This window comes from Halomonas rhizosphaerae (assembly GCF_030012485.1).
Lineage (GTDB): Bacteria > Pseudomonadota > Gammaproteobacteria > Pseudomonadales > Halomonadaceae > Halomonas > Halomonas rhizosphaerae.
Genome location: NZ_JASCQQ010000038.1, coordinates 19,043 through 44,126 on the forward strand (window position 1 = coordinate 19,043; position 25,084 = coordinate 44,126).

23 protein-coding genes are annotated in these 25,084 nt (G+C 67.8%); 4 read left to right on the forward strand and 19 right to left on the reverse strand.

Annotation, left to right across the window (positions count from 1 at the left end; translation table 11 throughout):
* Positions 1-78: 78 nt before the first annotated feature.
* The 6 genes from QLQ86_RS17550 to QLQ86_RS17575 all read right to left on the reverse strand — a co-directional run bounded on the left by QLQ86_RS17550 (position 79) and on the right by QLQ86_RS17575 (position 6,272).
* Positions 79-1,167 carry an NAD(P)-dependent alcohol dehydrogenase gene (locus QLQ86_RS17550; protein WP_282817809.1) on the reverse strand — a complete coding sequence of 363 codons (1,089 nt, stop codon included), beginning with the start codon at positions 1,165-1,167 and terminating at the stop codon, positions 79-81.
* Positions 1,168-1,272: 105 nt separating this feature from the next.
* Positions 1,273-2,184 (reverse strand): SphA family protein, encoded by a 912-nt coding sequence (locus QLQ86_RS17555; RefSeq protein ID WP_282817810.1) that lies wholly within the window; start codon positions 2,182-2,184, stop codon positions 1,273-1,275.
* Between the two features lie 70 nt (positions 2,185-2,254).
* Entirely contained in the window at positions 2,255-3,721 is a 1,467-nt protein-coding gene (locus QLQ86_RS17560) for an aldehyde dehydrogenase family protein (RefSeq protein ID WP_282817811.1), read from the reverse strand.
* 35 nt (positions 3,722-3,756) lie between these two features.
* Positions 3,757-5,307, reverse strand: coding sequence for an FAD-binding oxidoreductase (locus QLQ86_RS17565; RefSeq protein ID WP_282817812.1), 1,551 nt, complete (start codon positions 5,305-5,307; stop codon positions 3,757-3,759).
* Positions 5,308-5,338: 31 nt separating this feature from the next.
* On the reverse strand, positions 5,339-5,884 hold the full coding sequence (locus QLQ86_RS17570; RefSeq protein ID WP_282817813.1) for a hypothetical protein: 546 nt from the start codon (positions 5,882-5,884) through the stop codon (positions 5,339-5,341).
* A 4-nt stretch (positions 5,885-5,888) separates the two neighbouring features.
* Positions 5,889-6,272: a c-type cytochrome gene (locus tag QLQ86_RS17575; RefSeq protein WP_282817814.1), complete on the reverse strand. Its 384-nt coding sequence runs from the start codon at positions 6,270-6,272 to the stop codon at positions 5,889-5,891.
* A 345-nt stretch (positions 6,273-6,617) separates the two neighbouring features.
* Between QLQ86_RS17575 and QLQ86_RS17580 the strand changes: the two genes are divergently transcribed.
* Positions 6,618-8,327: a sigma-54-dependent Fis family transcriptional regulator gene (locus tag QLQ86_RS17580; protein ID WP_282817815.1), complete on the forward strand. Its 1,710-nt coding sequence runs from the start codon at positions 6,618-6,620 to the stop codon at positions 8,325-8,327.
* Positions 8,328-8,442: 115 nt separating this feature from the next.
* Here the strand turns inward: QLQ86_RS17580 and QLQ86_RS17585 are convergent, their stop codons facing one another.
* The 10 genes from QLQ86_RS17585 to QLQ86_RS17630 all read right to left on the reverse strand — a co-directional run bounded on the left by QLQ86_RS17585 (position 8,443) and on the right by QLQ86_RS17630 (position 18,849).
* The gene (locus tag QLQ86_RS17585; RefSeq protein WP_282817816.1) at positions 8,443-9,135 is read right to left on the reverse strand and encodes a protocatechuate 3,4-dioxygenase subunit alpha; all 693 of its coding nucleotides are present in this window, start codon (positions 9,133-9,135) and stop codon (positions 8,443-8,445) included.
* Between the two features lie 39 nt (positions 9,136-9,174).
* On the reverse strand, positions 9,175-9,903 hold the full coding sequence (pcaH, locus tag QLQ86_RS17590) for a protocatechuate 3,4-dioxygenase subunit beta (RefSeq protein ID WP_407650117.1): 729 nt from the start codon (positions 9,901-9,903) through the stop codon (positions 9,175-9,177).
* A gap of 103 nt (positions 9,904-10,006) precedes the next feature.
* The gene (gene pcaQ / locus QLQ86_RS17595) at positions 10,007-10,933 is read right to left on the reverse strand and encodes a pca operon transcription factor PcaQ (RefSeq protein WP_282817817.1); all 927 of its coding nucleotides are present in this window, start codon (positions 10,931-10,933) and stop codon (positions 10,007-10,009) included.
* Positions 10,934-12,139, reverse strand: coding sequence for an MFS transporter (locus QLQ86_RS17600; RefSeq protein WP_282817818.1), 1,206 nt, complete (start codon positions 12,137-12,139; stop codon positions 10,934-10,936).
* Positions 12,140-12,278: 139 nt separating this feature from the next.
* On the reverse strand, positions 12,279-13,472 hold the full coding sequence (locus tag QLQ86_RS17605; RefSeq protein ID WP_282817819.1) for an alpha/beta fold hydrolase: 1,194 nt from the start codon (positions 13,470-13,472) through the stop codon (positions 12,279-12,281).
* A 103-nt stretch (positions 13,473-13,575) separates the two neighbouring features.
* Complete coding sequence (locus QLQ86_RS17610; RefSeq protein ID WP_282817820.1) at positions 13,576-14,406, reverse strand: BKACE family enzyme; 831 nt, start codon at positions 14,404-14,406, stop codon at positions 13,576-13,578.
* Positions 14,407-14,478: 72 nt separating this feature from the next.
* Positions 14,479-15,681 (reverse strand): 3-oxoadipyl-CoA thiolase, encoded by a 1,203-nt coding sequence (pcaF, locus tag QLQ86_RS17615; protein ID WP_282817821.1) that lies wholly within the window; start codon positions 15,679-15,681, stop codon positions 14,479-14,481.
* Positions 15,682-15,693: 12 nt separating this feature from the next.
* Complete coding sequence (locus QLQ86_RS17620) at positions 15,694-16,467, reverse strand: CoA-transferase subunit beta (RefSeq protein ID WP_282817822.1); 774 nt, start codon at positions 16,465-16,467, stop codon at positions 15,694-15,696.
* Positions 16,467-17,297 carry a CoA transferase subunit A gene (locus tag QLQ86_RS17625; protein WP_282817823.1) on the reverse strand — a complete coding sequence of 277 codons (831 nt, stop codon included), beginning with the start codon at positions 17,295-17,297 and terminating at the stop codon, positions 16,467-16,469. Before QLQ86_RS17625 ends, QLQ86_RS17620 begins: the two co-directional genes overlap by 1 nt.
* 208 nt (positions 17,298-17,505) lie before the next feature.
* The gene (locus tag QLQ86_RS17630) at positions 17,506-18,849 is read right to left on the reverse strand and encodes a class-II fumarase/aspartase family protein (protein WP_282817824.1); all 1,344 of its coding nucleotides are present in this window, start codon (positions 18,847-18,849) and stop codon (positions 17,506-17,508) included.
* A gap of 141 nt (positions 18,850-18,990) precedes the next feature.
* On the opposite strand from QLQ86_RS17630, the gene QLQ86_RS17635 reads away from it, so the two are divergent.
* Both QLQ86_RS17635 and QLQ86_RS17640 read left to right on the forward strand, forming a co-directional pair.
* Entirely contained in the window at positions 18,991-19,782 is a 792-nt protein-coding gene (locus QLQ86_RS17635) for an IclR family transcriptional regulator domain-containing protein (RefSeq protein WP_282817825.1), read from the forward strand.
* 28 nt (positions 19,783-19,810) lie between these two features.
* Positions 19,811-20,761: an AEC family transporter gene (locus tag QLQ86_RS17640; protein WP_282817826.1), complete on the forward strand. Its 951-nt coding sequence runs from the start codon at positions 19,811-19,813 to the stop codon at positions 20,759-20,761.
* Positions 20,762-20,771: 10 nt separating this feature from the next.
* On the opposite strand, the gene aroQ is transcribed toward QLQ86_RS17640, so the two are convergent.
* The gene (gene aroQ, locus QLQ86_RS17645; protein ID WP_282817827.1) at positions 20,772-21,227 is read right to left on the reverse strand and encodes a type II 3-dehydroquinate dehydratase; all 456 of its coding nucleotides are present in this window, start codon (positions 21,225-21,227) and stop codon (positions 20,772-20,774) included.
* A 367-nt stretch (positions 21,228-21,594) separates the two neighbouring features.
* On the opposite strand from aroQ, the gene QLQ86_RS17650 reads away from it, so the two are divergent.
* Positions 21,595-22,401 (forward strand): SDR family NAD(P)-dependent oxidoreductase, encoded by an 807-nt coding sequence (locus QLQ86_RS17650; RefSeq protein WP_282734360.1) that lies wholly within the window; start codon positions 21,595-21,597, stop codon positions 22,399-22,401.
* Between the two features lie 25 nt (positions 22,402-22,426).
* On the opposite strand, the gene QLQ86_RS17655 is transcribed toward QLQ86_RS17650, so the two are convergent.
* Together QLQ86_RS17655 and QLQ86_RS17660 are read right to left on the reverse strand one after the other, a co-directional pair.
* Positions 22,427-24,199 (reverse strand): ABC transporter substrate-binding protein, encoded by a 1,773-nt coding sequence (locus QLQ86_RS17655; RefSeq protein WP_282734361.1) that lies wholly within the window; start codon positions 24,197-24,199, stop codon positions 22,427-22,429.
* 80 nt (positions 24,200-24,279) lie between these two features.
* Entirely contained in the window at positions 24,280-25,017 is a 738-nt protein-coding gene (locus QLQ86_RS17660; RefSeq protein WP_282734362.1) for a sulfite exporter TauE/SafE family protein, read from the reverse strand.
* Between the last annotated feature and the right edge of the window lie 67 nt (positions 25,018-25,084).

The window sequence follows — 25,084 nt, forward strand, 5'->3', positions numbered from 1 at the left end:
GCCCCCTTCGTTGCTGGTAGGCTGTCGGGCGGCGGCCGTGGCGGCCCCGAAGCGCATGCCATCTCGTCTCGATGCAGGTCAGTCGATCTTCAGCACCGGCTTGACGGTGGTGCCGTTCTTCGAGTCCTCGAAGGCCTTGTTGATCTGCTCGGGCGCATAGAACTTCACCAGCCTGTCGAAGGGGAAGCGCCCCGCCTTGTAGTAGGCCACCAGCTGCGGGATGAAGACCCGCGGCACGGAGTCGCCCTCGATCACCCCGATCATCGACTTGCCCTCGGCCATCAGGTCCTGGTGCACGTCCAGGGTCACCTCGGGGGTGACGCCGACGATCGCCGAAACACCCAGCGGGCGCAGCGCCTGCAGCGACTGGCGCACCACCGCCGGCACCCCGGTGGTCTCCACCGCGAACTCGCTGCCGCCACCAGTGATCTCCCGGATACGTTCGACCACTTCTTCGCGCTTGCCGTTGAGGGCATGGGTGGCGCCCAGTTCCCGGGCCAGCTCGAGGCGGCTGTCGTGGACATCCACCGCGATGATGTGCCGGCAGCCGGCGATGCTGGCCGCCATGATGGCGGAAAGCCCCACGGCGCCGCAGCCGTAGACCACCAGGCTGGAACCGAATTCGGGCTTGAGGCGGTTGAGTACGGTGCCGGCCCCGGTCTGGATGCCGCAGCCCAGCGGGCCGAGCAGCGCCAGGTCCACCTCGGGGTCCACCTTCACCGCATTGCGGGCACTGACCACGGCATGGGTGGCAAACGACGACTGGCCGAAGAAGGTGGCCAGTGCCTCGCCGTCACGTGCCAGTCGGTGGCCGCCGTCGTCCATCGCCCCGCCGAAGTTGAGCTCGTTGAAGGTATCGCAGACGGTGGGATGGCCGGTCAGGCAGTGGCCACAGCGCCCGCAGTGGGCAAACGACAGCACCACATGGTCGCCCACCTCGAGCCCCGTCACACCCTCGCCGAGGGCCTCGACCACCCCGGCGCCTTCGTGGCCCAGCACGATGGGAAAGGGCGCGATGCCGAGGTCCCTGGCCACGGCATCGGTGTGGCAGACACCGGTCGCCACGATACGCACGCGGATCTCGCCCAGGGCGGGCTCGGCGAGCTCCACCGCCTGCCACGCGAAGTCACTCCCCTGCGCCGGGGTCACGGCCGCTTGAATCTGCATGGATACTCTCCTCCCTCGAAGGCCCCGCCCGGCCGGCGGCCGAGCGGGGTCGATAGTGCTCCGGTGATGCCCCCGGCCGCCACGTCGGTGGCCGCCCGGAAAGGCTCACAGGAACTTGGTCAGCTGCAGGCGAATGGCGTCGCCTTCGCCTTCGAGCTCACGCTTCAGTGCGCCGCCTTCGGCATCGTACTCGTGGTAGGCGGCGCCCTTGAGCATCACCCCGGCCGTGGGCCAGAGGTAGCCCGCCTCGACGCCGATGGCGTGCCGCTCGGCCTTGGCGGTGGTCGGCGCGCCTTCGTCGGCCTCCAGCTGCCAGGCGTCATAGCCCACCAGGCCAAGCTCCAGGCCATTCTCCAGACGGTGGCCGAGGCCCCACTCCACCAGCCAGCTGTCTCCCGGCGTGATGCCGGTCACGTCCTGCTCGGTCTTGATCTCGTAGCGCGACAGTGCCGAGACGTTCCAGCGCCGCTCGGCATCGAGGTGCCACATGCCGCCCAGGGTGAGCATGGTGGTGCCATAGCCCTTACCCACCGAGGCCGGGTTGTCGGCCTCGAAATCGGCGGTGTCGAACCAGTGGCCTGCGGCGAAGGTGGCGTCCCACTGCTCGCCGTGCCAGCCCAGGATCACCGGGCCGACGAAGACGTCGCCGAGGCCGTCGTCCTCGAAGCGCTGGCCGCCGGCGACATCGAGGTCGAGCTCGATATCGAGCATCGGCACGATCGCCTCGACCCCGTAGTCGGCGCCCAGGAACTGCTGGCCGGTCATCCAGATGACGCGATGGGCCCAGGCGTTGACCGACCCCGTGTTACGCCCGGGTGCGGCGTCGCCGCTGGAGTCACGGAAGCTGTCGATGTCGTAGTGCATCAGGTAGCCCCGGTAGTAGAGGCCTTCCGGTGGGGCGGCGGCAGCGCTCAGCCCCTCGATGCCTGGAACGTAATGGCCGTTGACGGCGAGTGCGGGCGTGGCGGCGAGGCTGGCGCCCAGGGCGGCCAGCCAGGCAGTTGTCGGATACTTCATCGGGTGTTGTCTCTCTTGTTGTCTCGCCCTGCCATCCCATGGCGAGGGGTGGCAGGGCCGTCGGTCGTGCTTAGAACGGGTAGGCGCGCGGCGAATGCTGGACGCTGATCCACTGGTCGGTGGTGAACTCCTCGATGGCCCAGTCGCCGTTGAAGCGGCCGAGGCCGGAGTTCTTCTCGCCGCCGAAGGGCACATGGGCCTCGTCGTTGACCGGCATGTCGTTCACATGGGTCATGCCCGCCTTGATGCCCTGGGCGAAGCGGGCGCCTCGCGCCAGGTCGGCGGTGAACACCGCGCTCGAGAGCCCATACTCGCTGGCATTGGCAAGCGTCAGGGCATGGGCCTCGTCGCGGGCCTTCTGGATGCCGACCAGCGGGCCGAAGATCTCCTCGCGACTGATCTCCATCTCCGGGGTGACGTCGCCGAACACGTGCGGAGGCACCAGCTGGCCGTCGACCTCGCCCTCCAGCAGCACGGTTGCGCCCTCCTGCCGGGCCGTGGCGATCTTGGCCTCCAGGCCCTCGCGCTGCCTGGCGTTGATGATCGGCCCGACCACCGTTTCCATGTCGTTCGGGTCGCCGACCCGGAGCCCCTTGACCTTCTCCACAAAGCGCGCGACGAAGTCGTCGTAGCGGCGTTCGTCGACGATGATGCGGTTGATGGCCATGCAGATCTGGCCCTGGTGCAGGAACTTGCCCATCGCCGCGGCGTTCACCGCCTGGTCGAGGTCGGCATCGTCGAGCACCACGAAGGGGCTGTTGCCGCCCAGTTCCAGGGCCACCTTCTTGATATGTTCGCCGCCGCTGCAGATCCCGCCAATGCGCCGCCCCACCGGGGTCGAGCCGGTGAAGGAGACCATCCTCGGCACGCGGTGCTCCACGAAGGCGTCGCCGATCTCGCTGCCGGCGCCCACCACCACGCTGAGCAGCCCCGCGGGCAGCCCGGCCTCCTCGAAGATCCTTGCCAGCAGCAGGCCGCCGGTGACCGGGGTGTCGCTTGCCGGCTTGACCACCACGGCATTGCCCAGCGCCAGCGCCGGGGCGATGGAGCGCTGGGAGAGGTGCAGCGGGAAGTTCCAGGGGCTGATCACCCCCACCACGCCCAGCGGCTTGCGATAGACGCGGTTCTCCTTGCCCGGCACGTTGGAGGCCAGGGTCATGCCGTGGACGCGCCCCGGCATGCTGGCGGCCTCCTGGGTGATGCCGCGGGCCGCGCCCCACTCGACGTTGGCCTTGAGGCGGGTGCTGCCCGACTCGCGGATCAGCCAGTCGATGATCTCCTCCTTGCGGGCGTCGAAGATCTCCACCACCCGCTGCAACAGGGCGCTGCGCTCGGCCGGCGGGGTCGCTGCCCACTCGGCCTGGGCCTTCTCGGCCGCCAGGAAGGCGGCGTCCAGGTCGCTGCGATCCGCCAGGCGGATATCGAGCAGCGCACTGCCGTCATAGGGGTTGGTCACCGTGGTGCGGCGATCGCTTGTGCCCTCGCGCCACTCGCCGGCGATCGGCTGGAGATGGAAGTCGCGGTATGCAGTACTCATGGGTCACTCTCCTCTGGGATATCGCGGGCCGAGGCTCACTGCCGAATGCCGGACTTGCCGGGCGACAGGATGCCGTTGGGGTCCAGGGCATTCTTCAGGGTCTTGTGCACCTCGCGCAGCGGCTCGCCGAAGGTGCCGGCGACCTGTTCCATGAACTCGGTGTTGGTGCGGTAGAGCCCGTAGCCGCGCTTGGCGAACTCGTCGATCAGCTCGGCGAAGCAGTCATGGGCCCGCTGGGTCTCCTCCGGGTCCTGGCGGTTGTAGAGCAGGTCGATGACGTGGTGCATGTCGCGCCATCCGACGATGTACTCGGCGACATAGTCGAAGCCATACTTGCCGAGGATCTGCTGGGCCAGTTCGGTCTGGTCCCTGGTCTCGCTGCCCTTGGCCTGGGAGACCGGCGCGAACCACATGGAGCCACCGCCCCCGCGCCAGTTGTAGAGGCCGAACTCCTGCAGGTTCATGTCGCCCTTCATCAGCGCCGAGCGATACTCGAAGCCACCGCCCCGCTTCTCGGCCTCCTCGCCATACATGATCTTCGCCTTGCCGCTCGCCCCGAAGGCCTGCTCGACGATCTTCCAGTTGACCTCGATCTGCTCCGGGGTGCCGTAGAGCGCCGCATAGACGTTCCACTCGCCGATGCCTTCATCGGCCTTGATGCGCTCGATGGCCTCCCGCGGGATGGAGTCGCTGCCGTCGTAGTACTCCTTGCGTACCACGTGGGTGCCGGCATCCCAGAGGGTATGCACGATCACCACGGCGTTGGGGATGATCTGGGCGATGCGCAGCGGGCGCAGCACGTCGACGATCTCCTCGATGTCCTCGGGATCCTGGTACTGGATCAGGAAGGGACGATAGGCGGGCGGCTCCGGCATCAGCCAGAGGCCCATCTTGGTGACGATGCCGTAGTTGGACTGGGTGAAGAGGCCATCGATGTAGGGGCCATAGCCCCACTTGAACACTTGCCAGGAGCTGGAGTTCTCGATGCCCCCCATGCCGGTGCGCACCACTTCGCCGTTGGCCAGCACCACCTCCATGCCGCACTGGAACATGAAGTGCTCGCCGTAGGGGGTGTAACCGACGCCGCGGTCCAGGGTGTTGCCCACCGGTCCTGCGATCGCCGAGGGCGCGGGGGGGTCGAGCCACAGCTTGAGGTCGTGCTCCTTGATGTGGTCGTAGAGCTGCTGGTAGGTCACGCCGGGCTCGAGCAGCGCCGTGCAGACCTCGGCATCCACGTCGAGGATCCGGTTCATGCGGTGCATGTCGAGCATTACCTGGCCGGTCTCCCCCGGGGCGGCGGAGCCGTAGCCCAGGTTCTTGCCGGTGGAGATGGTCCAGATCGGCACCTTGTACTCGTTGCAGGTGCGCACGATCCCCTGCACCTGCTCGGTGGTGGTGGGCAGCAGTGCCGCCGAGGGGATGTAGTCCGCGTCGTCGCCGGCCATCATGATCTTGGTATAGGGCGCGAGCTGGTCGCTCTCGGTCAGGACGCTGTCAGCGCCGAGGATCTCGCGGAAACGGGCCAGGGCGGCATCGAAGTCCGCCTCACTCACGCCCTTGGGAAGAATGCGCTGTGTCGTGCTCATGGATGGGTCTCTCGATTGTTGTGATGGGGGCTCAGAGCCGAACCAGGAAGCTCAGCTCACGGGCATTCACGGCCTCGCTGGCGGCGCGCGTGAACTGCCGGGCATGGCGGGCGGTGCTGCCGGCCAGTGCCAGTCGGGCATACTCGCGTCCCAGGGCGGCCTGCCAGCTGCCGGCCTCTACCGCCAGCGGCGCCGCGACCGGGCCGCGATGGCTCAGCAGCTGGTGGCGTCCCGCCTCGTGGCGGCCAAGCGCCAGGATCCGGCCGCGCCCGGCCAGCAGGCTGGTCAGCAGCACCAGGCCCGCCTCGTCGGTGAAGCCCGTCGCCAGGGCGCCGGCAGGCAGGGCGTTGAGTGCCAGCGGGTCGAGGCGCCCCTCGTAGCGTGGTGCCCAGCCCTGCTGACGCAGCCCCAGCCCCAGCTCGGTGGTGGAGCGATCGGCGCCATAGAGGCTGATCGGGCCATGCACCGGCGCATCGGCGAGTTCGCTATCGGCGGCCCAGGCGGCCCCCAGGGAGAGCGGCATGGCAGCGCCCAGCAGCAGGCCATTCTTCATGAGCTGTCGACGTGTCAGGTTCATGGCCTCACTCCTCGTTCGCGGCGCCGGCCGCCAGGTCACCGCGCACCAGGGCCTGGATCAGGGCCTCCAGCTCGGGGTCGCTGACCTTGGCCTGGCGGAAGGCGGGCATGGCGGCCCGGCCATTGCGTACGGTCATGCGGATGTAGTTGCCCCGCGCCTCATGGGCCGCCTCGGGAAAGGCCATGGTGATCTCGGGGCCGACGGCCTTGTCCGGGGCGTGGCAGTGGGCACAGACCTGGCGGTAGACCTCGGCGGGGTCGCGAACGTCCGACTCGCTGTCGGGGGCTGCCGAGGCTGCCACCGGCAGCAGCAGGGCCGCGAGCAGGGCAAGGGGCATGAGTCTGAGCGTGGGGAGGTGCCGGCAGGGCACCGTTGTTGTGTTGTGCATGTCAGTGTCACCCGTCTGTTCGTCAAGGGCATGTCGCCTTCGGAGCACACCGACACCAGCGTCTTAGACTTTGGTATAAATCAAGAGGTTAGCATCGGGCTCCACGCCAATTAGCTGTCAAGAACCGTGCCGTTATCGGAAAAAACCTTGTCATCAGGGCACTAGGCGAACCCCCGGCACCAGATTGTCCGGATCGCGGACACCCGTTCGATACTATGGCTCAACCATTTGGTGAGCCCCTGCGCAAATGATGAAGGCCTCACCTCATCAGGATAGCTCCCTCCCCCTCTCCTCGGGGCGGGGGTGATATCCTCTTGCCTTGATCCGCGACAGCTGGAAGACGTCATGTCCGCCTCACCCCCCGACTACCCCAGTGCCCGCGACCTCATGGATGCCCTGCGCTTCCTGCCGGAGGAAGGCCAGATATGGCTCGGCGAGCAACGCATGCTGCTGATGCCGCTGGCGGCCTCGTCCTTCTTCCGCAACGAGCTGGTGACCACCCTGGGCATGGAGCGCGCCCGCGGGCTCTTCATGCGGCTGGGCTACCATTCGGGACTGATGGATGCGGAGCTCGGCAGGTCACTCAGGGGAGACGACCAGGCACTGGAAGAGAGCTACCTGGCAGGCCCCCAGCTGCACGCCCTGCAGGGCCATGTCCAGGCGGTGCCGGTGCACCTGGAGATGGACCTGGAGAACGACTGGTTCTATAGCGAGTTCATCTGGAAGGGCTCCTTCGAGGTCGATGTCTGGCGACCGCGGGGGCCCCAGGCCGAGCCCGTCTGCTGGACCCTGCTGGGTTACGCCTGCGCCTATGCCAGCCACCTGCTGGGCCGCGAGGTGCAGTTCCGCGAGGTCAGCTGCCGCGGCTGCGGGGATGCCGAGTGCCGCATCGTCGGCAAGCTGGCCGAGGAGTGGCCCGACCATGAGGCCTTCGCCGAGCACTTCCGCGAGGAGCCGCTGATCGATGAGCTCTACGAGCTGCAGGCGCGCATCGCCACGCTGGAGGGGGACCTGGCCCGCACCCGCGGCCAGGAGGACTGGGCGCCCATCGGCTCGACGCCGGCCTTCCAGGAGATGCTCGCCATGCTCGACAGCGCAGCGCCCTCCGAGGTCCCCGTGCTGCTGCTGGGAGAGACCGGCACCGGCAAGGAGATCCTGGCCCGGCGCCTCCACGACCAGAGCCATCGCGCCGAGGGCCCCTTCATCGCCGTCAACTGTGCGGCCATCCCGGCGGAGCTGATCGAGTCGGAACTGTTCGGCGTCGAGAAGGGGGCCTACACGGGCGCCGTGCAGTCGCGGATGGGGCGCTTCGAGCGGGCCGACGGCGGTACCCTGTTCCTGGACGAGCTCGCGGAGCTCTCGCCGCGTGCCCAGGCCGCCCTGCTGCGGGTGCTGCAGGAGCAGCAGATCGAGCGGGTCGGCGCCCAGGCGGTGCAGGACGTGGACGTGCGTATCGTGGCCGCCACCCATACCGACCTGCTGCGACGCGTCGAGGAGGGCAGCTTTCGCCAGGACCTCTTCTACCGCCTGAACGCCTTCACCCTGACCGTGCCGCCCCTTCGCGAGCGACGCGAGGACATCGCTGCCCTGGCGGAGCACTTCCTGTCACGCTTCGAGCACCACTACCAGCGCCGCACCCTGGGCTTCTCCGACCAGGCCCGCTCGGCCTTGAGCCAGTACCGCTGGCCGGGCAACATCCGCGAGCTCAAGAACAGCGTCGAGCGGGGGGTCATCCTCACCGCCGACCACAAGCGCATCACCGAGAAGGCACTGTTCGGCGACTATCGGGTCCCCACCCTGGCGCGCGAGAAGGGCCAGGGCCTCGATGCCTCGGGCATGCTCACCGCCTCGCCGGGTGGCGCACCCGACGAGGCGTCACCGCGGGAGCGTGTCCGTGCGCTGATCGAGGCCGGCATGACCCTGGAGGAGGTCGAGCGCACCATGCTCGAGACCGCCCAGGCCGACAGCGACGGCAACATCACCGCTGCCGCCCGCCGGCTGGGCATGACCCGCGCCGCCTATGCCTACCGGCTCAAGAAGCACGGCATGCGGTAGGGCCAGGCCGTATGGCAGCGAGGGGATCACCCCCGGCAACGCAGAAGGCCCCGCCATCCCGAGGGGGATGGCGGGGCCTCGCGCTGGAGTGAGGGCCGGTCAGACCTCGAGGCGTCTAGAAATCAAAGAAGACCGTCTCGCCCTCGCCCTGCAGGCGAATGTCGAAGCGATAGCGCACCTTGCCGTCGACCTCCTCGCGCCGGGCGATCAGGGTCTGGCGGCGAGCCGGCGACTCGATGCGCGAGAGCACCGGACATTCGGCATTCGCCTCGGCCTCATCCTCGAAGTAGAGGCGGGTCTGGAGGTGGATATTGATGCCGCGGGCGAAGAGGGTCAGGTTGATATGCGGGGCCATCAGCAGGGCGCTGCGGGCACTCGCCAGGTCGTTCTCCTTGTCGTCGATGGCACCGTGCGCCTCGTCGATGCCATCCACCCGCACGCGACCCGGCTTGACGGTCCTGAGGGTCCACTCGCTGCCGTGCTCGAAGGTGGTGGCGGTGCGCCCGAAGCCGTTGAACGGCTTCTCCAGGTCATACTCGCGCTGATAGACGCCCTTGCTGTCCGCCTGCCACGCCTCGAGGAAGGCATCGCGCACCAGGTCGCCGTTGCCGTCGATCACGGTACCGACGATCTCGATATGCTCACCCTCGGCCTCGGGACGGGCCATCTCGTTCCAGATCTCCTCGTCGCGGGTCGGGTTGCCGGCCGCGGCCAGGGCCAGGCCGATGTGGACGTAGGGCCCGGCGGTCTGGGAGGCGGTCTCGCGCAGCATCAGCTCGCTGGTGGGCTGGGAGTTGGGCTGTTTCATGGTCTGGTTACCCCGTCCTGTCACTGGTTCTCGAACCGATCACTGGTTTTCAAAATAGGTCTGCAGCTCACCGCGCACGACCAGGTCGAAGCGGTAGGCCAGGCAGTCCATGGGCCGGCTGCGGGCCATGTCCAGGCGACCGACCATGGTCTCGACGGCGTCGGGGTCCTTGATGGTGTTGACGATGGGGCAAAGCGGGATCAGCGGGTCGCCCTCGAAGTACATCTGGGTGATCAGGCGGGTGGAGATCGCCGGGCCCATCACCGAGACGTGGATGTGGGAGGGACGCCAGCTGTTCACGTCGTTGGGCCAGGGATAGGGGCCCGGCTTGATGGTGCGGAAGCGGTACCAGCCTGCCTCGTCGGTCAGGCAGCGGCCCACGCCACCGAAGTTGGGGTCCAGCGGCGCCAGGTAGTTGTCGTTGCGGTGACGATAGCGGCCGCCGGCATTGGCCTGCCACATCTCCACCAGGGTGTGGGGCACCGGCTTGCCGAACTGGTCGACCACGCGACCGAACATGATGATGCGCTCCCCCACCGGCAGCCCCTGGCTCTCATCTTGGCGAAAGTTGAGCAGCAGGTCGTTGTCGTGGGGCCCCATGCGCAGGCCACGGAACTCCGGGCCGGTGAGCTCGGAGGCGGTGGCATGCTGCATGCTGACCAGCGCCTGGCGCGGGGAGCGGGCCACGGAGGTCTTGTAACCGGGCGCATAGGCCGGCGGATGCCAGTTGCGGTCGCGCTCCACGAAGCGCTTGCTGTCGTCCTGCATATCGATTCATCTCCAGGGGTCATGGATCTCGGCCAGTGTGGCGCCCTGTCGCAGGCCTGCCAATTGACGTCTTCATCGCCTGGCATAACCCAGGGGTTATGCCTTACCTGCCACCCACCAGGCTCGCCGCCACCTCGCGGAGGGTCTCGCAGAACCCCTCCAGGGCCAGCGACGGCTCGAGGCTGGCGTTGGTGCAGAGCCCTACGGAGCCGCCCTGCTGCTCCAGCGCCAGGGCCAGCTCGACCAGCCGGCCTTCGTGCAGGGCGTCGCGCACCGCCTCTTCCGGCGCCACCCAGACGGCGTCGCTCTCCAGGGTGTAGCGGTGGCTCAAGGGCAGCGACAGGGTCTCCAGCTGCCGCCCCGGCAGGCGCAGCGAGTGGCGCACGCAGAAGCTGTCGACCTGCTGGCGCAGGGTGGTCTGGGGGGGCGGCAGCACCCAGGGATACTCCTCCAGCCGGTGTGACTCGAGGGGCGCGACCCCGGCCAGCGGGTGCCCTGCCCGCACCACCAGGACAAGGCGCTCGTAGTAGAGGTGCTCGAAGGCCAGGTCGCGGATCTCGCGGGCCTCGGTCATGCGTCCCACTACCAGCTCCAGCTCCCCCCGGCGCAGCCGAGAGAGCAGGAAGGCACTGGGCCCGGTCACCACGTTGACACCGGCCTCGCCGGCCTCGGCCTGCTGCCAGCGCCGGATCGCCTCGGGCAGCAGTCGGCTCTCCACCGTGGAGAGCGCCCCCACCCTGAGCCAGCGCAGCGCGGCATGCGCCTCGCCCAGCGCGCTGACGCCCTCCTCCAGGGCGCGGATCGCCGGGCCGGCGTGGCGCAGCAGGGTCAGGCCGGCCTGGGTCAGCGCCACCCCCCGGGCGGTCCGCTCGAAGAGCGCGGTGCCGAGGATCTCCTCGAGCTCCTTGATGGTCTTGGACATGCCCGGCTGGGTGATCGCCAGGCGCTCGGCGGCACGCGCGAAGCTGCGCTGGCGGGCCACCTCCAGGAAGGCCTGGAGGTGGCGCAGCTTGATGCGGGCATTGAGCATTCAGGCCTCCCGTTGGCGGGATGCGAGCAACCGGCGGGTGCTGGCCATGGCCGCCAGGCTGATCGCCAGGGTCGGCAGGAAGGCCAGCGCCACGACCCCCGAGAGGTCATAGAGCCCGCCACCCACCACGGTGATGACGAAGACCAGAAGATAGCCGAAGAAGAGCATGCCGCCCATCAGCCTCGGCAGCGCCTCGACGCGCACCAGCCAGGCGGGCAGCGCCAGCACGAAGATGAACAGCGCGCTGGTGAAGAAGCCGAACAGCCCCGCGGCCCAGACCACGTGCTGCCCCGGCAGCCAGAGCATCAGCGGCAGCGCCAGCAGGGCCAGGGCCGTGATGGCGACCAGCGGACGGTGCCGCCCCATCAGCCGGTCGGCATAGAGGACCAGCAGCGTCGAGGAGAGCATCTGGGCACCGTTGAGGGCCGTCAGGCTGGGCGTGAGCAGCGCCAGGCGCCCGCTCTCCTCGAGCAGCGGCGGCAGGAAGACATTGCCGGTGAAGTAGAGCGCCGCGGCGGCGCCGAGCAGCGTCACCAGGCGCCACATGCGGGCATCACGGCGATCCGGGAGCACCAGCTCGGCGCTGGAGGAGCCCCGCCCGGTGGCCGGCAGTCGGCGACTGCCGGCGGCCAGGGCCAGCATCAGCAGCGGGACCGGCGCCACCCAGAGGGCGAAGGCCCACTGCCACTGCTCGCCCAGCCAGATGGCCACCAGGGGAGCGGTGGCCCCGGCGGCCAGCAGTTCGCCCACCAGCAGGCCATTGGTGTAGATCGCCGAGGCGCGGCCCACGCGCCCCGGCGACCAGAGCTTGGCCAGCACCGGTATGGCCGCCTGCATGAAGGCGATGCCCACCCCCATGATCACGGTGGCCACCATCATCGCCAGGAAGCTCTCCGGCAGGCTGCGCAGCGCACTGCCCCCCGCCATCACCGCCAGCCCCAGCAGCATGCCGGGAAGCACCCCGACTCGCGCCAGCAGCCAGCCGGCGGCCAGCCCGCCCAGGGCCAGGGTGACCAGCGGCAGGCTGGTGGCGATGGCGACCTCGCCGCTGGTGAAGCCCAGCACCGCCTTGAGCTGCGGGATCAGCGGCGGCACCACCAGCACCGTCAGGCGCAGGTAGAGCCCGAGGCACCACAGCAGGCCATAGGCCAGCAGGGCCTGCCGCCACTGGCCCGACACGTCCATCGTCGCCGTCTCACCGCTCATCCGGATCCTCCTTGCCTGCCCTCGATGCTGATGGCCCCTCGGCCCGCCGTGAAAAGGACGAAGCCGGCACTCGTGCCGGCTTCGCATCTTGCCATATCGGGCACCATGTTAGCGCCCTAACAGATAGTGGCGTGGCGTATCAGTCCTTCTCCCCGCCCCAGCCCAGCTGCTTGGCCAGCGAGAAGGCATGATTGGCCGCCGGCACGCCGCCATAGATGGCCACATGCATCAGCACCTGGCGCAGCTCCGCCTCGGAGAGGCCGATGCGCTTGGCGGTCTTGAGGTGCAGGGTCAGCTCCTCGCGACCCAGGGCGGCGAGGATGCCGGTGGTGATCATGCTGCGCTCGCGACGGGTCAGGTCGTCGTTGCTCCACAGCTCGCCCCAGGCCAGGCGGGTGATCATCTGCTGGAAGGGCGCGTCCAGGCGGGTGGCGTTCGCGGTGGAGCGCGCCACGTGTTCCTCGCCCAGCACCTGCTTGCGGGTCGCAAGGCCGGTGGCGTAGGCCACGCCCTGGTTGGCCACGTCGCCCAGGTCCACGGACATCACTGCCTGAAGCTTCTCGGCGAACAGGGCCGGCACCTCCACGGAGGGCACATGGCCGACGCCCTCGAGGATCTCGAGGGGCGCGCCGTCGCACTCGGCCGCCAGGGCCTCCAGGGTCGCCGGCGGGGTCGCCAGGTCCTCGCTGCCGCCGAAGAGCTGCACCTTGACGCCCGGGTTTTGAGAAAGAGGGCCCGAGAGTTTCCCCGTGAAGGTATCGCGCCCCAGCATCTCGCACAGCAGTGCATAGGAGTCGTCGTCGCCGCGGCCCATCTGGGTGCACCAGCCGTCCTTGAGGGCCGGCTCGGCCTCGAAGCAGGCCGGGGCGAACCAGCGTGGCACGATCTCCTCGGACATCGCCGCCAGGCCTTCCTGGCGCACGCGACCGGCGCGGGTGTTCCACAGCTCGGCGTTGCCGATCACCGCCCCGGTGTTGGTCAGGGTGGCGGAGAGCAGCCGCTCACCGTGCCCGCTGACCAACTGCTGGCCCACCACCCCGCCGATGGAGGTGCCCACGAAGTGGAAGCGGCCGACGCCGGCGTGGTCGGCCAGCGCCAGGGCTTCGCTTGCCAGGTAGGCCGGAGTGATCGCCCCCTCGCCCCAGGCCTGGCTCGCGCCATGGCCGGGCAGGTCCCAGGTCAGCACGCGGTAGCGCGGCAGCAGCGCCGGCAGCACGTCGTCCCACACCGCCTGGCTCATGCCCAGCGGATGGGCCAGCATCACCAGGGGATTGGCCTCGGCGCCGAGCAGGCGATAGGCCACGCTGCGGCCGTTGATGTTCAGAAATGCCATGGAAGTCTCTCCTGACGCCTTACGTCAAAATTCAATGTTGTCCCCTCGACGGCGGTCCGGACCGCCCGTCAGTGGCCCCCGACATGGACCCGGTGGGGAGTCGTCAGACGGCCTTGAGTCCCAGGATCTCGCGAGCCTGTTGCCAGGTAGCCACCGGGCGCTCGTACTTCTCGCAAAGCGCCGCCACCCGCTCGACCAGGGCGGCATTCGAGGGGGCCAGGCGCTCCTTGTCCCAGCGGACATTGTCCTCGAGGCCGGTGCGCGTGTGGCCTCCGGCGGCGATCGACCACTCGTTGAGCACCAGCTGGTTGGCACCGACCCCGGCCCCGCACCACTGGGAACCCGGCGCCAGTCGCTCGAGGGTCTCGATGTAGAAGTCGAAGGTAGGCTTGTCGGCCGGCATGGCGTTCTTCACGCCCATCACGAACTGGACGTACAGCGGCGCCTTGATCTTGCCCTGCTTCATCAGGTTCACCGCCTGATGGATATGCGACAGGTCAAAGGCCTCGATCTCGGGCTTGATCTCATGAGTCAGCATCTCGGCGGCGAGCCAGTCCACCAGGTCGGGGGAATTCTCGTAGACGCGCGTGGGGAAGTTGTTGGAGCCCACCGACAGGCTGGCCATGTCGGGCTTCAGCGGCAGCATGCCGCCGCGCTCACGGTCGGCACCGGAGCGGCCGCCGGTGGAGAGCTGGACGATCATGCCCGGGCAGTGCTTGCGCAGTCCTTCCAGCAGACGGGCAAACTTCTCGGGATCCGAGGTCGGGGTCTGGTCCTCGTTGCGGACATGGCAGTGCGCAATGGTCGCCCCGGCCTCGAAGGCCGCCTGGGTGCTCTCGATCTGCTCCTCGATGGTGATCGGAACCGCCGGATTGTTCTCTTTGCGTGGCAGGCTGCCGGTAATGGCAACGCAGATAATACAGGGATTTGACATGGGAACCTCACGTTATGCCCAGGGGCTGGTGTGGAGGGTATGGAGGAATCTCGAGGGTGGTGCCGCGGGCACTTACGCCCGCTCGATCAGGGTGGCGATGCCCTGCCCCACGCCCACGCACATGGTGCACAGGGCATAGCGCTTGCCGCTCTTCTGCAACTCGTGGGCGGCGGTCAACAGCAGGCGCGCCCCGGACATGCCCAGTGGATGGCCCAGGGCGATGGCGCCGCCGTTGGGGTTCACCCGCGGGTCGTCGTCCTCGAGGCCGAGGTCGCGCATGCAGGCGAGCGCCTGAGCGGCGAAGGCCTCGTTGAGCTCGATCACGTCGATCTCGTCGAGCGACACGCCGGTGCGCTCGAGCAGCTTGTTGACTGCCGGCACCGGGCCATAGCCCATGATGCGCGGCTCGACCCCGGCGGTGGCCATGCCGAGGATCCGGGCCATGGGCGTCAGGCCGTGTTTCTCCACCGCGGCGGCGCTTGCCACCAGCATGGCGGCGGCGCCGTCGTTGACGCCCGAGGCGTTGCCGGCGGTGACGCTGCCGCCCTCGCGGAAGGGCGTGGGCAGGCCGGCGAGCTTCTCGAGGGTGGTCTCGCGCGGGTGCTCGTCCTGGTCGAAGAGCAGCGGCGCCTGCTTGCGACGCGGGATCTCGATGGCGGTGATCTCCTCGGCAAAGCGGCCGGCCTCTTGTGCGGCGGCGGCCTTCTGCTGGGAGCGCAGGGCGAAGGCGTCCTGGTCCTCGCGGGAGATCTTGAACTGCTCGGCCACGTTCTCGGCGGTCTCGGGCATGGACTCCACGCCGTAGGCCTTCTTCATCAACGGGTTGATGAAGCGCCAGCCGATGGTGGTGTCCTCGATCTTCTGGCCGCGGGAGAAGGCACTGTCGGCCTTGCCCATCACGTATGGGGCCCGGGACATGGACTCCACGCCGCCGGCCAGGGCCAGCTCCATCTCGCCGGCCTTGATGGCGCGGAAGGCGGTGCCCACCGCGTCCATGCCGGAGCCGCACAGGCGGTTCAGGGTGGTGCCGGGCACGGAGGTCGGCAGGCCGGCGAGCAGCAGCGACATGCGCGCCACGCTGCGGTTGTCCTCGCCGGCCTGGTTGGCGCAGCCCATGAAGACATCGTCGATGGCCGCCGGGTCGAGCCCCGGGGCCTCGGCCATCACCGCCTTGAAGATGCTGGCGGCGAGGTCGTCGGGGCGCACGCTGGAAAGGGTGCCGCCGAAGCGGCCCACGGCGCTGCGCCGCGGATGACAGAGGAATACGTCGCTCATGGGGGTCTCCTGTTACTCGCCGGCGTGCTGGCGTTCGGTTCTGTCCTTCAGCTCGCGCAGGATCTCGAGCTCCTTTGCACTGGGCTCCGGGGTGCTCTCGAGCTCGCCGGCGAAGCGGATCTCCCAGCCGGTGGCCTCGATGACGTCCTCGCGGCTCACGCCCGGATGCAGGGAGACCACCGTGAGCTCCTTGGTCTCCGGGTCGGGCTTCATCACGCAGAGGTCGGTGATGACGCGCGTGGGGCCCTTGCCGATGTTCGGCACGCCGTCGCGGCCCTTGCCGTCGCGACCGAAGCCCAGGGTGGTGACGAAGTCGACGTCCTTCACGAAGGCGCGCTTGGAGTGCTTCAAGGTAATGAAGACCTCTCCCGCATTCGTCGCGATCTCCGGCGCCCCACCACCGCCCGGCAGGCGCACCTTGGGATCATGGTAGTCGCCGATCAGGGTGGTGTTGAGGTTGGCATAGCGGTCGATCTGGGCGGTACCCAGGAAGCCCACGCTGATCTTGCCGCCCTGCAGCCAGTAGCGGAACATCTCCGGCACCGCGACGGTGGTCAGGGCCGACTCGGCGAGTTCGCCGTCGCCGATGGAGAGCGGCAGCACGTCCGGCTTGGTCTGCAGGGTGCCGGACTCGTAGATCAGCACCACGTCGGGGGCATGGGTCAGGCGCGCCAGGTTGGCGGCCTCGGAGGGCAGGCCGATGCCGACGAAGCAGGTCATGCCGTTCTCCAGGGCGCGGGCGGCGGTGACGGTCATCATCTCCGAGGACGTGTACTCGAGGCTCATCAGGCGTTCCCCCCTGCGTTCATGACATTCTCGTCGATCCAGGCCGTGAAGGCGTCGCGATCCCGGGCGATGGCATCCCACTCCTTGTAGAAGCGGTTGTTGCGCGGGTAGTAGCCATGGGCATAGGAGGGCAAGGCGCCCTTCTCGGCCACGGCGATGGCATTGATGGCCCAGCCCGGGATGATGCAGGCGTTGGGGTGGTAGTCCGGCTCGGCGGTCAGGTCCTCGACGATCTCCTCGACGGTGACGATGCTCCTGGCCGCCGCCAGCACGGCCTCCTTCTGCACGCCGACGATCCCTTCCACCAGCACGTTGCCCTTACGGTCCGCCTTCTGGGCGTGGACGATGGAGACATCGGGTCGTACCGCCGGCACCGCGGCCAGGCGCTCGCCGGTGAAGGGGCACTCGATGAACTTGATCTGGTCGTTGACGTTGGGCAGCTCGCTGCCCACGTAGCCGCGCAGCACGGCCAGCGGCAGGCCGGCGGCCCCGGCCTCGAAGGCGCAGGCCATGGCGGCGTGGCTGTGCTCCAGGATCTCGATCCTGCGGGGCCAGCCCTTCTCCACGGCGTCGCGCAGGCGGTGGAGGGAGCCCACGCCGGGGTTGCCGCCCCAGGAGAAGATCACCTTCCTGGCACAGCCCGCGCCGATCAACTGGTCGTAGATCAGGTCGGGGGTCATGCGGATCAGGGTCAGGTCACGCTTCTTCTGGCGGATCACCTCGTGACCCGCGGCGAAGGGAATCAGGTGGGTAAAGCCTTCCATGGCCACGGTGGCGCCGTCCTCGACGTAGCGCGCGACCGCGTCATGCAGGCTGAGAAACTCGGCCATGATGGTTCGCCTCTTGCTGTTGCGTTCCGAAGGCCAGCGGCTGGAAGCCGGCAGACCCGCAGAAGTTCGCAAAGTGAACATAGGTTTGTATGGCGAACAAATTACTCCCGTCGAATTCAGCCGTCAAATCCCGCCGTGCGCGCACGAAAAAGGGGAGGCCTGGCCTCCCCTCACGATCACACCGCGTAAATGTCGAACTTTCAGTCGATTACTTGCCTTCCAGCCAGGCGATGGCACGCTGCACCTGGACTCGACTACTACCAAGGTATAAGGCCGGGTCGCTGGCCCGCTCGAGGTCGGTACGCTCGACGCGCCCCGCCACCTCCTCGTGCCCCGCCAGCACCTCGGCATAGGGGCGTCCCGTCAGGCGCGCCGTCTCGGCGGCCTCGGCGCTGATCCGCTTGGCGGCGTCCTGGCCCACGACCGGGGCCAGCAGGCGCGAGACCGGCTCGGCCATGATGCCGCCGCCCGTCGCCGCCAGGTTTCGCCGCATCGCCTCGGGGTGCACCTCCAGGCCCTCGAGCAGCACCGCGGCCTGTTCCAGCGCGCCTTCCAGCAGCAGGGCACTGTCGAGCAGCGGCGCCCACTCGGCGTGCCACTCCCCCAGCCCCCGCTCCAGGGGCTGGGCCGCGGCGTTGAGGATCACCGTGGTGTGGCCGTGCACCTGGCGGGCGGCGCCGCGGATCAGCGCGCAGCGCACCGGATTGCGCTTGTGCGGCATCGACGAGGACTCCCCCATGCCGGGGGCCGCCGGCTCGGCCACCTCGCCGAGCTCCGTCTGGGTCAGCAGCGACACGTCCAGGGCCAGCTTCTCGGCAGCCCCGGCGGCGGCATCCAGCCCCGTGGCCAGGGCATGGATCGGCTGGCGATCGGTGTGCCAGGGCAGCACGGCAGCCGCGAGGCCCAGCCGCTCGGCCAGGGCGTCCATGAAGGCAAGGCCCAGGTTGTCCCAGCCCGGCCCGTCTAAACCAGAGTGCACCGCCACGGCGCCGCCGAACTGCACCGGCAACTCGAGCCCGGCCAGGCGACGGCGGGCCTGCTCCAGGCCGATGGCCCAGTGGGCCACCTTGACGCCGAAGGTGATCGGCAGCGCCTGCTGCATCAGGGTGCGCCCCACCATCACGGTCTCGTCATGCGCCTGCATCAGGCTGAGGGCCGCGGAGCGACAGCGCACCAGCAGGGCATCGAGGGCGGCCAGGCGAGGTTTCAGCAGCAGCATCAGGGCCGTGTCGACCACGTCCTGGCTGGTGGCGCCCTGGTGCCAATAGCGTTTGAGGTCTTCCTGCAAGGCAGCGCGCCCCTGCTTGACGAAGGGGATGGCCGCATTGCCGCCGCTGGCGACGCCGGCGGCGATGGCGTCCAGGTCGAAGGCATGCGCCTCGAGCGTCTTGCACATGGCCAGGCTGGCGCCGTCGGGTACCGCCCCGCGGGCCTCCTGGACCTCGGCCAGGGCCAGCTCGAAGGCCAGCATGGCATCGACCATGGCCCGGGCATTGCACTCGGCCAGCGCCTGTTGGCTCATGAAGGGGTGCTGGATCAGGTCGGCAGGCATGACGGTCTCTCCGATGGTTTCGTGGGGCCTCGGCCGATGGCTGGACAGGCTCCCCCTATGGTCGCACAACTGTTCGCAGTTCGAACAAATATGCTAGATTAGACCATGGTTCTCCGGCAACACGACCAAGGATAACAACGGATGGAAACGTCCCTGCAGGACGAGGCCCTGAGCCCCAATGATCGCGACTTCGTCACGGCACTGGCCAGTGGCCTCGAGGTCATCCTGGCCTTCGACGAGGCCCACCCGCGCATGACGCTCAGCGAGGTGGCGGCGCGCACCGGCATGAACCGTGCCCGGGCGCGACGCTTCCTGCTGACCCTGCATGCGCTGGGCTATGTCCGCAAGCAGCAGCGCCACTTCGAGCTGGCCCCCAAGGTGCTGAACCTCGGCTATGCGTTTCTCTCCGCCAACAACTACCGCAGCGTGATCCAGCAGATCCTCGAGGACATCACCAGCGAATGTGGCGAGTCCTCGTCGCTGGGCGTGCTGGACGGCGACGACGTCACCTATGTGGCTCGCTCCTCGTCACGCCACCGACTGATGGCCATTACCCTCTCGGTGGGCACGCGCCTGCCGGCGGCCCACACCTCCATGGGGCGGGTGCTGCTGGCCCAGCTGCCGGAGGCCGAGCTCGACGCCTTCCTGGCGCGGGTGGTCCTCGAGCCGCATACCGACAAGACCATCACCGACAAGGCCGAGCTCAAGCGCTGCATCCTCGAGGTGCGCCAGCAGGGCTACGCCATCGCCGACCAGGAACTGGACTCCGGGTTGCGCTCGGTGGCCGTTCCGGCCTTCGATGCCAACGGCCGGCTGCTCGGTGCGATCAACATCAGCACCAATGCCGCCCGGGTCGACTACGACACCCTGATGCGCCAGTACCTGCCGCTGCTGCAGGAGAAGGCCCGACAGATCCGCGCCAGCGTCAGCTGATCCCACCTGCCCCCCCAAGGACGGCGAAGTGCTAGAGATACTGGCGATCACGCTGCCGATCTTCCTGCTGATCGGCGCCGGCTTCATTGCGGCTCGCACCGGCCTGTTGAGTCGCGACAACATGCAGGGCGTGGGCACCTTCGTCATGTACCTGGCGCTGCCCTCGCTGATCATCCGCGCCCTGACCGAGCACCCGCTGGCGGAGGTCTTCAACCCGACCTACCTGCTGGCCTACGGCCTGGGGTCGCTGGCGACCTTCCTGCTGGGGCTGTCGCTCTCCGTGGGGCTGCGCGGCAAGCGCCTGGATGCCGGTGCCATCCACGCCCTGGGCATGTCCGCCTCCAACAGCGGCTTCATCGGCTACCCGGTCGCCCTGATGGCGATCGGTCCCCCGGCGGCCATCTTCATGGCGCTGAACATGGTGGTGGAGACGCTGTTCATCATCCCCACGGCGCTGATACTGGCCGAGGCCAGCCGCCAGAACGGCAACGGCGTCGGACAGGTGGCGCGCCAGACTGTCGCCCGCCTGACACGCAACCCGGTACTGATCGGGCTGTTGATCGGCATGCTCCTTGCCCTGACCGGGCTGAGGCTGCCGGGTCCCCTGGCCCGGGCCGTCGGCATGCTGGCCGACACGGCGGGCCCCGCGGCCCTGTTCACCATCGGCGGCATGCTGCATGGCCTCAAGGTGCGGGGCATGGCCATGGATGTCGGACAGGTGGTACTGGGCAAGCTGCTGCTGCACCCGCTGATCGTGCTGGGCGCCTTCCTGCTGCTGCCCGACCCGGACCCGATGCTGATCGCCGGCGCCATGCTGTTCGCCTGCGCGCCGATGATCAGCGTCTACCCGCTGTTCGGCAAGCAGTACGGCCAGGGCGATACCAGTGCCGCGGGGCTGATGGTCAGCACGCTTGCCTCCTTCGGGACCATCAGCCTGGTGATCTGGCTGCTGACGCAGTTTGGCCTGCTGCCGGTCTGAACGCCGGCTGTCAGGAGACGGCCCCGTCGCCGGCAGCCATCACCGCCTCCAGGGCGCTGACATAGCCGCGGCTCCCCAGGCCCGCGATCACCCCGTCGGCCCGCAGCGAGACATAGGAGTGGTGGCGGAAGCTCTCGCGCTTGTGCACGTTGGAGAGGTGCACCTCGATTACCCTGCCGTCGAAGGCGTTGAGCGCATCCAGGATCGCCACCGAGGTGTGGGTATAGGCCGCCGGGTTGATGATGATCGCCGCGGTGCCATCCAGGCGAGCCGCCTGGATGAGGTCGATCAGCTCGCCCTCGTGATTGCTCTGCCGGCAGGTGATCGCCCAGCCCCCCAGCGCCGCCTGCTCGTAGAGGGCGTTGTTGATGTCCTCCAGGGTCTCATGGCCATAGATCTCGGGCTGACGGGTGCCCAGCAGGTTGAGGTTGGGGCCATGGAGTACCAGTACCTTGCGCTGACTCATCCGGCAGTCTCCCTTGATCGTTTGTCCTTGGGGTTGAAGAGATCGGCCAGCGATGTCCCTGGCAGCCCGGCAATTGTCAGTGCCTTCCCACGGGGGTGCAAGGCAGAGGCCATCCTCTCGGCGAAATGACGGCACATGACGCAACTCCTCGGAAAAATCCAATCTGGTCAGATTGGCCGTGGGGGCAACTGTCATTGCCATGCCGCCCTGCCGACAATACGGATCAACAAGGAAGCACGACGCATCGTTGACGCGAAAGCAGGCGTGACAGGATTCCTTGTCGATCCAGGCTCCATGCGCCCAGACAACAGGCCATCAGGTCAGCGGTGGCATGGAGAGACCCACAACAAGACCCCGAGGTGACACCATGGACAAGACCCGTCTTGAAGGAAAGAACTGCCTGATTACCGGTGCCGCGCGTGGCATGGGTGCCGCCGTTGCCGAACACTATGCCGCACAGGGCGCCAATGTGTGCGTGGCGGATCTGAACATCGAAGGCTGCGAAGAAGTCGCCCAGCGCATCAACGAAAGGGACGGCGGCAAGGCCATCGCGGTGAAGCTCAACGTGACCGAGCGTGAGCAGATGAAAGCGGCCGTCCAGGCCACCGTCGAGGCCTTCGGCAGCCTCAATGTCATGGTCAACAACGCCGGCATCAACAAGCCGCTGATGTTCCTCGATATCACCGAGGAGAACTGGCAACAGATCATGGACGTCAATGCGCTGGGCTGCCTGCTCGGCATGCAGGAAGCCGCCAAGCAGATGATCGAGCAGGGCAAGGAGAACGGCCCCTACAAGATCCTCAATGTCGGCTCCATCCTGTCGCGCCAGGCCTTCGATGACGTGGTGCCCTACGCCTGCAGCAAGCATGCCGTGCTGGCGATGATCAACGGTGGCGCCAAGGCGCTGGTCGACCACAACATCACCGTCAACGGCTATGGCCCCGGTGTCGTGCGCACCGAGCTGTGGGAGCAGCTCGACAAGGACCTGGTCAGCATCGGCAAGTTCGACAAGCAGGGCCAGTCCATGGACGAGCTCGCCGAGAAGATGATCCTGATGAAGCGCTACTCCTACCCGGAAGACGTGGTCGGAACCGCTTCCTTCCTGGCCAGCCCCGAGTCGGACTACATGACCGGCCAGCTGCTGATGATCGACGGCGGCATGATCATGCAGTGATGCCACCGGCAACTCGGCGGGTGGCTCAGTAATATCCCCTGTTACGCATCACCCGATCGGCCCTGTCCTGCGCCAAGGACAGGGCCTTCTTGATGGAGCGCCGCCCGTCCAGCACCTCGAAGATCTCGTGCCCGGCAATACTGATCACGTCAGTGATACCCGGCACCGGGGGCCGCGGCCAGGCCTGCAGGATGTCCTTCCTCGCCATGTCATCCACGATCTCGATCAGCGGCGACAGCGCCGAGACCTCCGGGTCCTGGCTGACGCTGAAGCGCGGGGTCACCAGGCTGCCGTTGAGGATGTAGAGCTTGGACATGTTGGCCGAGGTGAGGTGACGAAGAGCCGTCCAGACATTCTCGATCCGCTCCTCCGAAAGGTTGGCCGGAATGGCCAGGGCATAGCCTCCGATCGGGGTGATCGGACGGCCATGGTTACCAACGGGGTGCGGCAGATAGCCGGTCTGTCCCCAGGCCGGTGACGCTTGATCGAACTCGATGAGCGGGGCCAGCAGCGTATAACAGTAGGCCATGCAGGCTTCGCCGCTCGCATAGGACTGGGCTCGCTCATACCAGGCCATGTTGAGGATGTTGGGCGGTGAGTACTTGAGGATATCGAGCATGTACTCGCAGGCGCGGTAGGCCGCATCCGACTGGAACATCGGCCGCAATTCCTCCCCGGACGCCTGCTGGAAGTCATAGCCCCCCTCGCGGCGGCGGAGATTGATGATCGGCTGGCCGAACTTGGCCATCAGGAAGCTGAAGGTGTGGCCCAGCGGCGTTCCTCGCGCGGCGTTCCAGGCGATGCCGTATCTCCCCCGGGCGGGTTCGTGCAAGCGCCTGGCCGCCTTGACCAGTTCCTCGGTCGTCGACGGGGGCTCGAGCTGTGCCTGCTCGAATATGTCCTTCCGGTAACAGAGCAGCTCCGGCGTGGTCTGCAGGGGAATACCGTATTGCCGCCCGGCGTAGCGCGAGCTCTGGACGGCGACCGGATGAAAGTCAGACAGGTCGTAGGCATCGCGACGCATGAAGCGGTCGAGGGGCAGCAGGATTCCCTTCGACGCCAGTTCGCCGAACCAGGGGAGGTCGCAGGCGACGAGGTCGTAGCGAGACTTCGCGCGGCCGGCATTGGCCAGGATCGCGTCGAGCAGGTCGTCGATCGAGCGGGCGGAGTTGTGGATCTCGAGGCCGAAGATGGACTCCAGCTGCTGCTTGAGGTTATGCATCGCCATGAAGGTCGGGTCGGCGTGGATCAGCCCACGCAGCCCGCCCTTCAGTTCGAGCCGTGCCGACAGCACCGCCGGCGGTGAGATCACGCGACCCGTCGCGTCCGCATCGAGGAACATCCGGCGACCGGTGTCCGACGCCGGGTCCACGCCGAACAGGGGACCCAGGAGGTCCTTGATCCGGTGTGCATAGGCCTCCCACTCGTCGATCATCATGGCCGAGGGGTGCAGCGAGACGGTCTTGCCCGATTTCGTCCTGGGGCGTGACAGGATCAGCCCGCGCTGGATGATGCTCTCGATCCCGCGCTTGGCGGTTCCGTAGGAGAGCCCGGACGCATCCGCGAGGGAGGTGGGCGTCGTCAGTCGGCCGGCGAGGTGGTTGCGCATCAGATGGAGCATCATGCGCATCTCCCGGTAGCCGTGGCTCAGGGAGAGCGAGTGCTCGGTCTCCTCCTCGAACTTCTCGATGAAGTCGATGAAGCGCGAGAGCTCCGTATTGGAGAGCTTCGGCCTCGGCGTCTGGGAAAGCCTGTCGTAGGGCCCCTCAGGATGGCTCTCGTCGGGGAGGTCGCTCATGGTCGCCTCGAGGCAGGGAGAAGGGAGTGCCACAAGATAGCGCCGCCTCACGCCTGGCGGCAAACGCGACGCCAACGCGGCTATCCCCAGCCGTCAACGATCAGCCGCATGCCCAGCAGGATCAGCAGGCCCAGGATGATCCGGAAGAAGAGCTCGCCGCTCAGCCGCTTCTGTATGACCAGCCCCAGGCGCACCCCCAGCCAGGCCACCGGGATCAGCAGCAGCGCGATGGTGAGGTTCGCGACATTCAGCAGGCCAAGCATGCCGTAGGGCACCAGCTTGACCAGGTTGGTGGCGGCCAGGAAGACCACGGCGGTTCCCAGGAACTGCTCCTTGGAGAGCCGGCACTGCAGCAGGTAGAAGTTGAGCGGCGGCCCCCCGGCATGGGCGATGAAGCTGGTGAAGCCTGCGATGCCGCCGCTCAGCCCGCCGACCCAGACCGGCATGACGCGGCCTCGGAGGGGCTTGAGCAGTCCCCACAGGCCAAACAGGATCGAGAACACCCCCAGCATCACCTTCAGCAGCTCCTGATCGAAGCGGCCATAGGTCAGGTAGCCGACCGCCACACCCAGCACCGCCGGGGGAAACATCAGCCACAGAACGGACCCCACATGATGGCGCCACCAGGCCTTGAGGCTGAACAGGTCCATCACGATCAGCAGCGGCAGCATGACGGCCACGGCGAAGGCCGGGCTGGCCTTCAGCGAGATCAGCGGCACTGCCACCACCCCGACGCCTCCGGCGAACCCCGATTTCGAAATGCCGGTAATCAGCACGGCGATGATAATCAATACAATGAACTGCCAGTCGTACACCATGCAGGCCCCTGCTCTCTGACCGGATATAAAAAGGGGCCGTGGCGATCACGGCCCAATCGGAGGAGGT